The sequence below is a fragment of the Streptomyces sp. NBC_01717 genome (assembly GCF_036248255.1).
In the GTDB taxonomy this organism is placed as follows: Bacteria; Actinomycetota; Actinomycetes; order Streptomycetales; family Streptomycetaceae; genus Streptomyces.
The window spans coordinates 687,603-700,815 of record NZ_CP109179.1; the positions used below are offsets into that span (position 1 = coordinate 687,603).

11 protein-coding genes and 1 pseudogene are annotated in these 13,213 nt (G+C 66.7%); 8 read left to right on the plus strand and 4 right to left on the minus strand.

The genetic code is table 11. The features are described 5' to 3' along the window. Positions 1-998: 998 nt before the first annotated feature. From OHB49_RS44880 to OHB49_RS44910, 7 genes and pseudogenes are all read left to right on the plus strand, one after another. Positions 999-1,259 (plus strand): annotated as a pseudogene (locus OHB49_RS44880) (transposase); the annotation flags it as partial. A 24-nt stretch (positions 1,260-1,283) separates the two neighbouring features. Next, positions 1,284-2,464 (plus strand): IS3 family transposase gene (locus tag OHB49_RS44885; protein WP_329167386.1). Its coding sequence is split into 2 segments (ribosomal slippage): positions 1,284-1,551 and positions 1,551-2,464, totalling 1,182 coding nucleotides; the frame shifts between segments, so codons are not numbered across the junction. A gap of 268 nt (positions 2,465-2,732) precedes the next feature. After that, a complete protein-coding gene (locus tag OHB49_RS44890) occupies positions 2,733-2,867 on the plus strand; it encodes a hypothetical protein (RefSeq protein ID WP_329167387.1) in 135 nt (44 codons plus the stop codon). A 384-nt stretch (positions 2,868-3,251) separates the two neighbouring features. Continuing rightward, on the plus strand, positions 3,252-3,557 hold the full coding sequence (locus OHB49_RS44895; protein WP_329167390.1) for an LppU/SCO3897 family protein: 306 nt from the start codon (positions 3,252-3,254) through the stop codon (positions 3,555-3,557). Positions 3,558-4,441: 884 nt separating this feature from the next. Next, the gene (locus OHB49_RS44900) at positions 4,442-4,603 is read left to right on the plus strand and encodes a hypothetical protein (protein ID WP_329167392.1); all 162 of its coding nucleotides are present in this window, start codon (positions 4,442-4,444) and stop codon (positions 4,601-4,603) included. A gap of 1,250 nt (positions 4,604-5,853) precedes the next feature. Beyond that, positions 5,854-6,747, plus strand: a complete 894-nt coding sequence (locus tag OHB49_RS44905; protein ID WP_329167394.1) for a PAS domain-containing protein — start codon at positions 5,854-5,856, stop codon at positions 6,745-6,747. 18 nt (positions 6,748-6,765) lie between these two features. Continuing rightward, complete coding sequence (locus OHB49_RS44910) at positions 6,766-8,085, plus strand: IS256 family transposase (protein ID WP_443079738.1); 1,320 nt, start codon at positions 6,766-6,768, stop codon at positions 8,083-8,085. A 140-nt stretch (positions 8,086-8,225) separates the two neighbouring features. Here the strand turns inward: OHB49_RS44910 and OHB49_RS44915 are convergent, their stop codons facing one another. Both OHB49_RS44915 and OHB49_RS44920 read right to left on the minus strand, forming a co-directional pair. Further along, positions 8,226-8,630, minus strand: a complete 405-nt coding sequence (locus OHB49_RS44915) for a hypothetical protein (protein ID WP_329167395.1) — start codon at positions 8,628-8,630, stop codon at positions 8,226-8,228. Further along, positions 8,627-9,475: an IS5 family transposase gene (locus OHB49_RS44920; RefSeq protein WP_329167397.1), complete on the minus strand. Its 849-nt coding sequence runs from the start codon at positions 9,473-9,475 to the stop codon at positions 8,627-8,629. The genes OHB49_RS44915 and OHB49_RS44920 overlap by 4 nt, the downstream gene beginning before the upstream one ends. A gap of 115 nt (positions 9,476-9,590) precedes the next feature. Here OHB49_RS44920 and OHB49_RS44925 point away from each other — a divergent pair, with 115 nt between their 5' ends. After that, positions 9,591-10,835 carry an ATP-binding SpoIIE family protein phosphatase gene (locus OHB49_RS44925; RefSeq protein ID WP_329167398.1) on the plus strand — a complete coding sequence of 415 codons (1,245 nt, stop codon included), beginning with the start codon at positions 9,591-9,593 and terminating at the stop codon, positions 10,833-10,835. 916 nt (positions 10,836-11,751) lie between these two features. Here OHB49_RS44925 and OHB49_RS44930 read toward each other — a convergent pair. Together OHB49_RS44930 and OHB49_RS44935 are read right to left on the minus strand one after the other, a co-directional pair. After that, positions 11,752-11,940, minus strand: a complete 189-nt coding sequence (locus tag OHB49_RS44930) for a hypothetical protein (protein WP_329167399.1) — start codon at positions 11,938-11,940, stop codon at positions 11,752-11,754. A 297-nt stretch (positions 11,941-12,237) separates the two neighbouring features. Further along, complete coding sequence (locus tag OHB49_RS44935; RefSeq protein WP_329167400.1) at positions 12,238-13,086, minus strand: type VII secretion system-associated protein; 849 nt, start codon at positions 13,084-13,086, stop codon at positions 12,238-12,240. Positions 13,087-13,213: the final 127 nt, after the last annotated feature.

The window sequence follows — 13,213 nt, forward strand, 5'->3', positions numbered from 1 at the left end:
ACGCCGCGGCCGGATCCGCACCGACTCGACCCACGTGCTTGCGGCAGTACGCCGGCTCAACCGGGGTGAACTGGTCGCCGAGACCCTGCGGGTTGCTCTCGAAGAGCTCGTAGCCCACGGCGAAGAGTGGTTGGCCAGCGTCACTGCGGACTGGGCCGACCGCTACGGCCGCCCGGTCCGCTATGAACGGCTTCCTCGGGGAGGTGATGCCCTGATCGCCTACGTCCTGAGGGTCGGAGAGGACGGCATGCATATCCTGCGAGCCGTCCATGATGCCAATGCCCCGCCCGAACTGCGGGTATTGCCCGCTGTTGAGGTCCTGCGGCAGGTCTGGGTCCAGCAGTACTGGATCGATGAGGACGGCCGACTGCGCTGGCGGGGACCGAAATCCAGTCGGGACCGGGCAAGCCGCCGGACCACGGAGCGGCGCAATACGGGGAAGGCATCGGCGGACGGCCGGCCAGATCCCGGTGCGGCGCGAGTGCCGTGGTCAGGCATGGAGATCGTCACCCCGCACGATCCCGAGGCCCGCTACAGCCAGAAGATCACCGCTGCCGGACAGCGGGACTGGATCGGCTACCGCGACCACCAGAGCGAGACCTGCGATGAGACCAGTCCCAACGTGATCGTCCAGGTGACCACAAGGCCGGCGCCCGAGCAGGACATCGACGCCCTCGACCGAATCCACCAGGGACTGACCGCCCAGGGATTCCAGCCCGCCGAACATGTCGTCGACAGCGGCTACATCTCGCCCGACAGCATCCACCACGCCGCCCAACGTTGGGGCATCCCACTCTTCGGGCCGGTCCGGGACGACCCCCAGGCCGGCAAACGGCCCGGCTTCGCCAAACAGGACTTCCACATCGACTGGCAAGCCCGCACCCTGACCTGCCCGAACGGCGTGACTAGTCCGCCATGGAAGCCCACACTCGGCGACGGCCACCCCCCGGCTCTCCGTCCTCTTCCCACGCAAGGCCTGCCGCGAATGCGCCGACCGGCTCAAATGCACCGGCAATGCCGAGGGGAAGGGCCGTCACGTCTTCCTGATGCCGCAGCCTCTTCAAGAGATCCAGACGAAGACCAGGGCGGACCAGACGACAGACGAGTGGCGCCGGCGATATGCGATCCGCGCCGGCTGCGAGGCCACTGTCTCTGAAACCGTTCATGCCCACGGCCTGCGGACCTGCCGCTACCGCGGCATGGCCAGAACCCACGGGCGTTTCCCCTTGATCGTGGACACCCTGATCATTGGGTCGTGATGATCCATAGGACAGGAGTTCCCGTTGGGGACGTCGAAGTACTCGCCTGAGTTCCGGGCCGATGCCGTCGCGCTGTACCACTCGAGCCCGGGTGGGTCGTACGCGTCGGTGGCCAAGGACCTGGGCATCAACCACGAGACGCTCCGCACGTGGGTGCGGGATGCCGAGCAGGCAGCCCGGCCTGGGGCGGTGGAGGCCACCGCGATGGAGAAGGAGAACCGGCAGCTGCGGGCGCGGGTGAAGGAACTCGAGCTCGAGCGGGAGATCCTGCGGAGGGCCGCGAAGTATTTTGCGGGCGAGACCAGCTGGTGAGCAGCCGCTTCCAGTTCGTCGACGATCATCGTGGCGCCTTCGGCGTCAAGCGGCTGTGCCGGATACTCATGGTCTCGCGGTCCGGCTTCTACCGGTGGCTGGCCGGCGCGGACGCGCGGGCCGGCCGGGCCCAGGCGGACGTCGAGCTCGCCGAGCACATCAACCGGATCCATCAGGAATCGGACGGCACCTACGGGGTCCCGCGCGTCACCGCCGAGCTGAAGGATGCCGGGGTGCGGGTCAACCACAAGCGGGTCGAGCGCGTCATGCGCAAATTCCACATCGTCGGGCTGCACCTGCGCAAGAAGGTCCGCACGACCATTCCCGAGCCGTCGGCGAAGCCGGTGGCGGACCTGCTCCAGCGGGACTTCACCGCCCAGGTGCCGAACACCAAGTACGTGGGCGACATCACCTATCTCCCCATCGGCAACGGCCAATTCCTTTATCTGGCAACGGTGTTGGACCTGTGCTCGAAGCGTCTGGCGGGCTGGTCGATCGCCGATCACATGCGCACGGAGCTGGTCACCGACGCGCTCAGGGCCGCAGCGAGAGCCCGCGGCGCCGACGGCCTGCGCGGGGCTATATTTCACAGCGACAACGGGGCGCAATATGTGTCGAAGGAGTTCACCCAGGTCTGCTCGGAGCTGGGCGTAACCAGATCGCGCGGCGCGGTCGGCACAAGTGCGGACAACGCCGCCGCGGAGAGTCTGAACGCGACCATGAAACGCGAGACGCTCCAGGGCCGCAAGCGGTGGAACGGAGCCCGTGAGGCCCGCCTCGCCGTCTTCCGCTGGGCGACCCGCTACAACACCCGCCGACGGCACTCCCGCCTCGGCCAGATCAGCCCGATCACCTACGAACAGCGATCAACTACGCTGGCCACCGCCGCATGACAACCGGTGTCCACGATCACGGGGAAGGCCCCCACCTCCAACACGTCCTGACAGCAGCTGGAACGAATATCATCCGGCTCAGCGAATACCTCTCACCCGGCATCACACCACCCTGCCGCCCTCGCTCCAGGAGCCGCTTCCAAACCTTCTGCCGGAGCCTACCCACCTAAAGATCACCAACAGCATCCAGAAGTTGTGTCAGAACCCGGGGTTGGGGCGATTGCGCGGGTTGAGAGAGTGCGGTTGCGCGTCCGGTCCGGTCACGGGGATGTTCACGATCCCGGCGATGGGCAGTGTGCGTGTGGATGCGGTGCTGACGGTGCCGGAGGATCTGGTGCCGGTGTTGCTCGTGGAGGTAGGCGACCATACCGAACTGGCCGCGGTCGTGGCCGTAGAGATTTAGCGCTGCCACCGGTATCGCCGGCGCCTGGTGAGGCGTGTCTGGGGCTGTGGTGTTCTGTTGTGGTTGGTGTTGTGGGATGGCTTTGGCCGCGGTGGTTCCCCGCCTGCTGCCCCGAGTGTTACGTCAGGGCCACGGGTGTGAGGTTCTCAGTTCTTCGTGTGGATCCTGGTGGTATTTTCACCGGCCAGTTGACGTTGTGTGACGAGTTTTTGAAGGGGTTCCACGGTGACTACTCCGCCGCCTGGCCGTGATCCGTACGGTCGGCCGTTCGACGCTTCCTACGGCCCTCAGGGCGGTAACCCGTATAGCGGTCCTGCCGGCGGTAGCCCGTACAGCGGTCCTGCTGGCCCGGTTCCGGGCCGGCGTTTGGGTCTGAAGGGGATTGTGAGGGGGGTTGTCGGTGTTGTCGTGGCCGGTGTTGTTGTCTTCGGTCTCTACGAGACGTGGTTTGCGGGTGCTGCGACCGCTGAGGCGGGTGATTGCCTGAACGCGGCGAACTGGACGGCTACCAGTGTGGTCAGTGTCGGTGATCCTGAGTTCGAGATCGTGGACTGCGGTGACGCCAGGGCCGAGTTCAAGGTGATGAGCAGGGAGTCCGGTACGGACGGATCCTGCGATACCCGGTACAGAAGATATACGCAGGGTGGTTCCGGCCGGGACTTCACGCTGTGCCTGGATCCCGTGAAGTGAGCGGTCGCATGGTGGGGTGAGGTTCGCGGCGTTCGATGGTTTGTTCGCTTCGTGCCGTGGTGACCGGAGTGCCCTGCCCTGATGGCCGACAGCGGGCCGAAGCGCTCGGGTGGGGCGATTGCGGCCGGAACGACGGGACCGGGCCGGGGAATCGGGGCTGGGTGCAGCAGTGCGCTGATGCCGTCATCGCGTCCGCCCGCATGCCGTCGGCGTCCGGGCGTCAGGTTCTTTGCGTGAGTGGCAGCGGGGCCGCCTCGTTGGTCACCGCGGCCCCGGCCGCCAGCAAGGCCGAGGTCGATTACTTGGAGTGACTGGAAGTCCGGCGGCTGCCGGAGCAGTTTGACCAGCACGAGGCCGCTGCCGCCTGAGCCCAGCGCCTTGTGACGCTCCGTCATGTATAAGTCGAAAGTGCGCGCCACCAGGAAGTCTATCGCAGGGCGAACGCCCTGCGGGACTTTGAGTGCGCCTGGTTCGAGTGCTCCCGGCGCGTGATAAGCGCCGGTTTAACTCGTAGTGCTCCGGAAAGTGATCAAGCTGGTGATGGCCACTGCGAGTAGTCGGAGTGCCGCTGTCGTATCGCCTTGTTCGTGCTCGGCGAAGTTTCTGGGAAGGAGCGCTCACGTGACACACACCATGGTCGTCGGCAGCGGGGGCTGTCCTGCGTGACACCACCTCTGACCGTGTCTTCGAGCGCTTCGGTGTCCAGGGGCTGTTCGCTGTGGGTGGGTGTCACACGTACGACGGCCGCTATTTCATTGAGCTGGTGAGGAGGCAATGGTCCGCGCGAGGGTCGCCGCGGTGGTGAACATAGCGAGCCCATGAACGGGCTCGGTTGCTTGCTCGACGTGAACAACGTCTCTTGTCGGTGGCGTCAGCGTGACTTGATGTCGTGGAAGGTCTCGGAGATCGGTCGTCTCACCGGTCACTGGGGCGTTCACCCCTGCGGTCTCGTGTCCAGGCTGCCGAGCGAGGCCGTCGCCGGGCTGGAACCCAGGCGGGTCGCCGTACCGCGCCGCGCCAAGGGCCTGCCCGGTCTGGCGGTCTGACGCGCAAGTGGCCCAGGCTCCTCGGACCCCGGGCCCATACAAAACCGCTGCTCGCTCCCCTCGCCCAAGGGCTGCGAGCGGTTTGACGAGCTGTGACGCCGGTGGGCTGCGTCCCATCACCTATGGCAGGGGCCGGTGCGGTCCTTGTCTTGGAACGGCGGAGCAGCCCAGCGCGGGAGGCCGAATCGCGCTCCGGCCGGGAGGTGCAGCGCACATTCAGGGGAAGGAAACGATCCGTTGTACCGGATGACCCACGCCAGGACCGGCCAGGCCCGGCCATTCCCCCTCAGAGATGCCCCGGTGAGAACGGGCCGACGCAACCCGCCGACGGTAGGGGTGCCCCGGTGAATATGAACGATCCGGCTGAGCGCGCGAAGGCGGGTGCCGGCGGTGCATGCCACCCGCGCGTTGATCTCGTCGCGGTTGGGCGTGTCCCGGATGGCAGAGGTCGCGAACGCGAACACTTCCCGCCCGCGCAGACACGGGTCAGCGGCGACGGCCTCGGCCCTACCCGTGCGCCGCTCTTCATGCTGGCCTTGTCCAGCCGTCCCTCGCGGTCGAGGTTCTCGTGCAGTGTCAGCCGCATCTTGCGGGAGAACACCGGCTCCAGCACAATCCCCGGGCGCCGTTGCACCACCGTCAGAAACGCACTGTGGCACCGGTATCGAGCACATCTGCCTGCCGCATCCCATCGTCCTCCCTGGTGCCGTGGGCTGCTCCAGGAGAACAGGGACAGGACTCTGATTTGGTGTTACTCAATTTGAGTGAATGGTTGTGGTGGGGAGAAGGGGGACTGAGCGGTCTTGGCTGTGGGTGGTGTCGAGGCGCCTGGGGGTGTCTGACCGGGGGCATGCGTGCGCCCTGGGCATGGTCGGTTCGGTTGCTCAAGGCGCATCGACGCTGCGCACTTTCGTGGGTCCGCCAGACCCGGGTGTTCGGCGGGTAAGCGGTCGTTGTCGGGTCTGTGCGGTGGGGTGGGGTGTGGGTGGTGGCCACCGCTGATGCCTGATCGGCGGTGTGGGGAACCGGTGCTGCTCTGCGGGTGCCGGCGGGGGCGCGGCGGTGGGAGTACCGGCTGCCTCGGTGGCCCGCGGTGGTACTGAAGGTTCGGGTAGCCGATGTGGCGTGGCGGTCCATCGGTAGCTGCGTCGGGCAGTCTGGGGGCGGAGGTGATCTTTGTGGTGGATGGGGACCCGGTGCGCCGGACGCTGGCGGGTGGGGAGACGGGGGACTGGATGGGAGGGGCGATCTTGGATGCCCTGTTCACTCAGTCGCCCGTTGGGCTGCATGTTCTGGATACGCAGCTGCGGGTCGTGCGGGTCAACACCGCCGCGTCGGGCATGCGCGGTGTGCCGGTCGAAGACGTGCTCGGGAAGCATTTCGCCGAGGCGTATGCCGACGTGTCCGCGCCCGATGAGGTGGAGGCGATGCTCCGTGGCGTGCTGGAGAGCGGCGTGCCCGTGCGCGAGTACCTGGTCCGCACGCGGCTGGCAGCCGAACAGGGGCGGGAAAAGATCCGGTCGGTGTCGGTGTTCCGCCTGCAGGACCCGCAGGGGGCGGTCCTGGGAGTGGCTGTCACGGTGGTCGACGTCACGGAACAGGAACAGGCGCGTGCACGGTTGGGTTTCCTGAACACCGTGCGCGAGCGTGTGGGACGGACCCTGGACGTGATCGCCACCTGCCAGGAGCTGGTGGAGGCCTTGGTGCCCGGCTTCGCCGATGCCGCCGTGGTGGACGTCGTGGACGCGGTGGTTCGCGGCGAGGAGTCCCCGACAGGGGAGCTGGCTCAGGACGTTGCTCTGCGCCGTGCCGCCATCCGCGCCCGCGACGGCCTGCAGGTACAGGCCCATCCGGTGCGCGACGTGCGGACCCTCAACTTGCTGCCCCCTTACGCGCAGGCCCTGAGCGATTTCCGTCCTCGTCTGGTGGCTCTGAGTCCCGACAGCCCATGGCTCGATGCCCCCAGGGTCAAGGCGGTGCGTGCAGCCGGGGCGCATACACTCATCGTGGCGCCGCTGGCTTTGCGCGGAACGGCTCTGGGAGTATTGAGCTTTTTCCGCACTGGCGGAGGGTGTTCACTTCTCTGTGTAAGGGGTGATCTTGCTGGGTTCCTGGTTGGGCCCCGTCTGACACCAGGAATGTGACACACAGTGAGTGACTTGATGAACGAGATCGTCCCGAGCGCCGTGCCCCGTGAGGGCCGGGATGCCGCCGCGCGGCGTGTGACGGGCGCGTTGTCGCCGGCCGCGATCGACAGGCTGCTGGCCGATGCCGAGGACGCCGGGGTCGGCATTGACGGCGAGGGAGGTCTGCTGCAGCAGATGATGAAGGCGGTCCTGGAGCGGGCCCTGCAGGTCGAAATGGCCGACCATCTCGGCTACGAGGCCGGTGACCCGGCGGGACGCGGCTCGGGCAACTCGCGCAACGGGCGGTATCCCAAGACCGTGACCACCACGGCGGGTCCGGTCACGGTGGACGTGCCCCGGGACCGCACGGGTGCCTTCGAGCCGGTCATCGTCCCCAAGGGCAAGCGGCGCCTGGCTCAGGTCGACGACATGATCCTGTCCTTGTACGCGCGGGGCATGACCACCCGCGACATCACCGCCCACCTGAAAGAGGTCTACGGCACCGACGCCTCACCGGCCCTGATCTCCCGGATCACCGACGTCGTCTCCGATGAGATAACTGCCTGGCAGAACAGGCCCGTTGACGAGGTCTACCCGATCCTCTACATCGACGCGTTGCGGGTGAAGGTCCGTGACGGCGGCATGGTCACCAGCAAGGCCGCTCACCTCGTGATCGGCGTCGATGTCGACGGCATCAAGAACGTTCTGGGCATCTGGCTGCAGGACAACGAGGGCGCGAAGTTCTGGCTGAACGTGCTCACCCAGCTGAAGAACCGGGGCCTCAAAGACGCCCTGATCGTGTGCTGTGACGGGCTGACGGGGCTGCCGGAGGCCATCAGCACGGTCTGGGACAAGGCCATCATCCAGACCTGTGTGACCCATCTGATCCGCTCGTCGATGAAGTACGTCACCTACACCGACCGCAAGAAGGTCGCTGCCGCCCTCAAGCCGATCTACGGTGCGGCCACCGAGTCCGAGGCGCTGAGCGCCCTGGACCAGCTCCGGGACGAGTACGGCAAGAACTACCCGGGTCTGATTGCCAGTTGGGAACGCGCGTGGGAGGAGTTCATCCCCTTCCTCGCCTTCGACCGCGAGATACGCCGGGTGATCTACACCACCAACGCGATCGAGTCCCTGAACTACCAGCTGAGGAAAATCACCAAGAATCGCGGCCACTTCCCCAGCGACGACGCCGCTATCAAGCTTCTCTACCTCGGCATCCGCCGCATCGAAGGCCGCCACATCGACGGCGACGGACCCATCCCCAAGGGCCGCACCCGCGGCACCGGCACCCTCGGCTGGAAACGCGCCATGAACCACTTCATGCTCGCCTTCCCCGACCGCCTCCCCCTCTGACCCCACAAGATCACCAAAAGTAACCACCAACGGCAGCCCGACCAGCAAACCCACACCACGACTTAGAGGGCGGTTCGTGAGGTGATGTCCGTTTCCCGGTGAGGTTGGTGCAGGGCTGCTGATCGTGGGGTTTCGGGTGGCTACTGCTTCCTGGTGAAGCTGCCGGCATCGGCCTCGGTGAGGACGTCGAGTTTGACGAGGCGTTTCAGCTTGGCGCGGGTGCCTTCGATGTTCTTCGGCAGTTGTTCGTGGCCGAGGGCTTCGCAGACTTCACGGGCCCGGAGGGGGCGGGTGGCCTCGTTGAAGACGGTGAGGATGCGGGGGTAGTCCGGGTGCTCGGGCCGGTCGGCCGTGGAGGTCTGGGCAGGGAGCCGGTCAGCGAGAGCGGTGACGGTCTTCCTGGTGATCGCGAGGTGTTCGAGATGAGTCTCGGCCTCCCGCAGCCGGCTCTGCAGTTCCTCGATTTGCGTGCGGAGGTCGTCGGCCAGGGTCCGGGCGGCGTCCTCTTGGACGTCGAGCGCTTCGAGCAGGGGCTGGATGCTCACGCACTCACTGCCTGCCGGCCGCGCCAGGTGGGAGTGTTCGCGCCGGTGAGGCGGCGGATCATGACGTGGGTCATCGCCCAGTAGACGCGGGAGGCGGACGAGGAGGGATGGTGCTCGTAGTCGCGGACCATGCGCCGGTGCAGTATCAGGATCCCGTAAGTCTGCTCGACCCTCCACCGCTTCGGCTGGGGCACGAAGCCCTTGTCCTGCGGGTTGCGTTCGACGATCTCGACATCGATGCCCAGGTCGGCGCCGTGCACGACGACCTGCTTCTTGAAGCCCTGGTCGACCAGTGCCTTCTCGACGGTTTCGCCGGCGTGCTCGGCAACCTGGTCCAGCAGGGCGATGCCCGCGGCGTTGTCGTGCGTGTTCGCGGCGAGGACGACCACCGCGATGACCAGGCCCAGGACGTCCACGGCCAGTCCGCGCTTGCGGCCGGGCACCCGCTTGGCCGGATCGAGGCCGGTCGTGGCGGCAGGGACCCCGGCGGCCGCATGGACACTCTGCGTGTCCAGCACCACCAGGGTCGGGTCCTCTAATCGGCGGGAGCGCTCACGGACCTGGCAGCGCAAAAGTTCGTGGATGACCTGGTCGGTCCCGTCGTCCCGCCAGACCGCGAAGTAGTAGTACGTCGCGCTCTTCTGCGGAAGGTCGTGCGGGAGATAGGCCCACTGACAGCCGGTCCGCCCCTGATAGAGGATTGCGTTCACGATCTCCCGCATGTCGTAGGCGCCCTGGTGGCCGCTGACCGAGCGGTGCCGGTCCTTCCACGCGGTGATAACCGGCTCGATCAACGACCACTGCTCGTCCGATAAGTCGCTCGGGTACGGCTTGCGTTCACTCACCCCGCCACCCCAACAGACCACGGGCAGCGGACCAGCAGATTCCGTCCTCGCTCACACCATCAGGCGACCACGGAACCACTCAAAGAGTCACGAACCGCCCTCTTACACAAAGGAATTGACAACCTCCACTGGCGGGTCCGATCCCTACAACGAGGACGATGTCGGCCTTGCTGCCGATCTGGCCTCCCACACCGCCCTGTGTATCGACAACGCCTGCCGATTCACCCGCGAGTACACCATCGCCGCGACGGTCCAGCGTCACCAGCTCCCCCGTCATCCCGCCTCGGACAGCACTGTCGAGACCGCCCATCTGTACGTGCCCGGCTTCGGTGGTGGGGGAGGCTGGTTCGACACGATCCCCTTGTCCGGCGCCCGCACGGCTCTGGTCGTCGGCGAGGTCGCCGGCCGCGGCATCCAAGCCGCCACCACCATGGGACAACTCCGCACCGTCATCCACTCCCTGGCCGCACTGGACCTACAACCCGACGAGCTCCTCGCGCGCCTCAACGACACCGCCGTCTTCCTGGCAGCAGAGCGCGCGGCTCTGCCCCCCGGCGACCCCCTGCACCGGCAACCGTTCTCGGCGAGCTGCGTCTACGCGGTCTACGACCCGGTCACCCGCACGTGCACCTTCGCACGGGCCGGACACACCGCCCCCGTGATCATCCGCCCCGACAGCAGCACCGAGGTCCCGGACGGCAACCCAGGGCCACTTTTGGGCAGCCCGGAAGGTCCGCCCTTCGCCGCCACCACCACCGACCTCCCCCACGGCAGCACCCTCGCCCTCTACACCCCCGCGACCCTGCCCACACCCCCCGCCGAATCCGACAGTGCCCCCGCACTCCTGCGCGACGCCCTTACCCAACCCTGCCGGTCCCTCAAGGACCTGTGCGACGACACCCTCCACACCCTCCGCAGCACGGACTGTCCCGGCGACACCGTGCTCCTCCTCGCCCGCACCCGGCCCTTCCCCGCCCACTGTCTGGCCACCTGGTTCCTCGACCACGACCCCACAGCAGCAGCCACCGCCCGCAAACACACCCGCCGGACACTCGCAGACTGGAACGTGGACGAAGACACCGCCTACGCAGCCGAACTGATCGTCAGCGAACTCATCACTAACGCGATCCGCTACGGCGCCCCGCCCATGCAACTACGCCTCATCAAGAACCGCACCCTCACCTGCGAAGTCCACGACGACAGTGCTACCTCCCCCCAACTGCGCCACGCCCGCACAGTCGACGAAGGGGGACGCGGCCTGTTCATCGTCGCTCAACTCGCCCAACGATGGGGCACCCGCTACACCACCGAAGGCAAGACCGTCTGGAGCGAACAGACTCTCCCTCACTCCGGAACGTGACCTGCACGGATCGCACGTCACCGGACCCCGGCGTGCGCCACGGCCTCCAAGACGTCGCCGGTCAGAGGGCTGGTGTGCCGGTCTGTCGGGGTGCTCACACCGGTCGCGGGCGGCGGTCTGCGCCGAAGATCGTCTGACGGAGCGGTCAGTACGCCGATTCCTGCTCGCTGCGGCCGGGCGAATTCTACGATCCTGTACGTGCTGGATCCCCGGTTGCTGAAACGGATCACCGTGCGGTGTGCCGAACTGGACAAACTCGAAGAACAGTTGGCCAAGCAGCTGGCGGAAATACGGGGTTGAGCGGGACGAGTTCGCCGTCGCCGAACCGGTCCTTGAGCGGGTGAGCGAGCAGATTGCCGACGAGTGCGCCTCGGCTGCGCCGGCAGCCAGGCAGACGTCTGGAAGGGCGGTGATGCTGATCCCGAACCGTGCGCCGGACGTGGAGGAAGTCAGGCTCTCGCCGGACTACCGCGCATCCTCGCCGTCGTGCGACAGGCTGCCGAACCGGTCATGTCCCGGGCAGGTCCACGAGCAACTGGGGGTGGATATCAGCGTGCGGGCCAAGCTGGAACCGCTACGCGGAAAGCTGGTGGCTTCCTCAAACTCACCACATAGTCCACTGTCTACGACGTGGCCGCGTGTCACCTGCGAGGTCCGATCAGCACGGGCCGATTGTTACTGAAGAGCGACGCGGTGTACTCGGTTCGGGACCTGTGCGGGCGGATACCCACTGGTCGCCGAACGCTTGAGCGAGACGCAGACGCTGACTCTCTTCCGTGCGTTGCCGGTTTCGTTCCAGGGCCGCTTTCAGGCGTGCGTGCAGTGAGGCATCGGAGGAGCGCTCAGCTGCCGGAAGCTGCGGCGAGGGAGCCCCGCCCGCTCATCACCTTCTCTGGCCTCACGGTCGTAGCCTTCTCTACATCAGCACTCTCGCCAGGACCAGCAAGAACCTCGGCCAGAACCTCCCAGCCATCACGAACCGCTCCCAGAACGGCTCCGCGTCACGCAACTCGGCAAGTACCCGGTCCGCCGCTTCCCGCAGCACCTCCACCCGCTGCCGAGCTCCTTGATCCGTCCCCACCAGCAGACCGACCACCGACGGCATCGCGCACCTCCACCACCGCAACGACATAACGTGTCCTGCATGCCACGCAACCCACGACACCATGCCTGACCAGCGGAAAGTCAGCGATCAAGTATGGAAAGACAACAGCTTCTTACCCGGAAACTCGTACGCGGGTTTGCAGCCGTGCGGAAGAGGACCCGTGCGGGGCAGGCACCTTGCTGGGCGGCCTACCCAGCCACCCGCTCGAAGCAGTGGCGCGGCATCGCCGCCCGCTACGACAAGAACCGGGACCGTCTACTTGGTCGGCACGAGACGCACTTGCTGACTACGCCCTTACTATTTCTGTGCCACCGAGGCATCTTGACGGGCCGCGACGAGGCGCTCGACTTCCAAGGTTACGGCCGCTGGCGACGACAGGCCGAGGTAGTGCAGTCGTTCCGCTTTGTCAGGCAGGAGCGCGAGGAGTTCCGTCACGGACATCACCTGGTGGTGCTGTACGTCCATGCGGATGTCCATGGCACCGTTCCTGAGGGTGGGGCTGAAGATGGCGAGTGCGGGGAGGCCTTCGGGCGTGGCCGCGATCCACGGTTCGCCGTCCTCGTCGAGCGCCACTGCCACATGCTCGGCCTCGGCGAGCGCACGGACCAGGTCCTCCTGAGGGCCATAGCCGGTGGCGGCTCGCTGGAGCGCGGCTTCCACGGCGTCGGCGGGGTCGGGCCAGCCAAGCGCCTCGGGGGAGGGCCGGTACTCGTCGTTGTCCTGCCACTCTACGATCTGGCCGTAGGCGTTGCTGCGCCAGCGGCCGAGTACGGCCCAGGTGGGGGGGATGCCCTCGCCCTCCCAGTTGGGGTCGGGTAGGTAGAGCCAGTTTCCTGGGGCCTGCCGCGCCGCGTCGAGCACCCACTGCGGTGGGACGGGCATGTCCTCCCCTCGTGAGATGGAGCGTCGCGGCTGGGTGATGCCGGGGTCCCAGATGCCGGTCGTGTACAGGTCGTCGTCCGCGTCTTGAACGTCCGTCCCTGCCACGGGGACGGGGAGGAGGAGGGGCGGTGGTTCTTCCGTCTCCGGAGGATCGGCGGCTTCGAGATTCTCGGCGTCGTCGGATTCGTATCTGTCGTCGGGTACGTCAGTGTCCATTGCCTGTTCGGTCTCTGTCGGCGTCGGGTCGAGGGGTTCGGTGGGCATGGGGTTCCTCGCCTGTCTGGATCATGACGTCCTCGTATGTCACGGGCGGGGAGGAGGGGCGGGCGACGTCTGTTACGTGTCCTCCTGAGGGTGAGCATCGCATCGGAGGCTTGACATGAGGTGTGGG

What these genes read in the sequence shown, in the direction of transcription:
- OHB49_RS44900 (WP_329167392.1), top strand. Translation starts at nt 4,442, where the DNA reads ATGTCGTGGAAGGTCTCGGAGATCGGTCGTCTCACCGGTCACTGGGGC.
- OHB49_RS44930 (WP_329167399.1), bottom strand. Translation starts at nt 11,940, where the DNA reads ATGCCGTCGGTGGTCGGTCTGCTGGTGGGGACGGATCAAGGAGCTCGG.
- OHB49_RS44935 (WP_329167400.1), bottom strand. Translation starts at nt 13,086, where the DNA reads ATGCCCACCGAACCCCTCGACCCGACGCCGACAGAGACCGAACAGGCA.
- OHB49_RS44910 (WP_443079738.1), top strand. Translation starts at nt 6,766, where the DNA reads ATGAACGAGATCGTCCCGAGCGCCGTGCCCCGTGAGGGCCGGGATGCC.
- OHB49_RS44890 (WP_329167387.1), top strand. Translation starts at nt 2,733, where the DNA reads ATGTTCACGATCCCGGCGATGGGCAGTGTGCGTGTGGATGCGGTGCTG.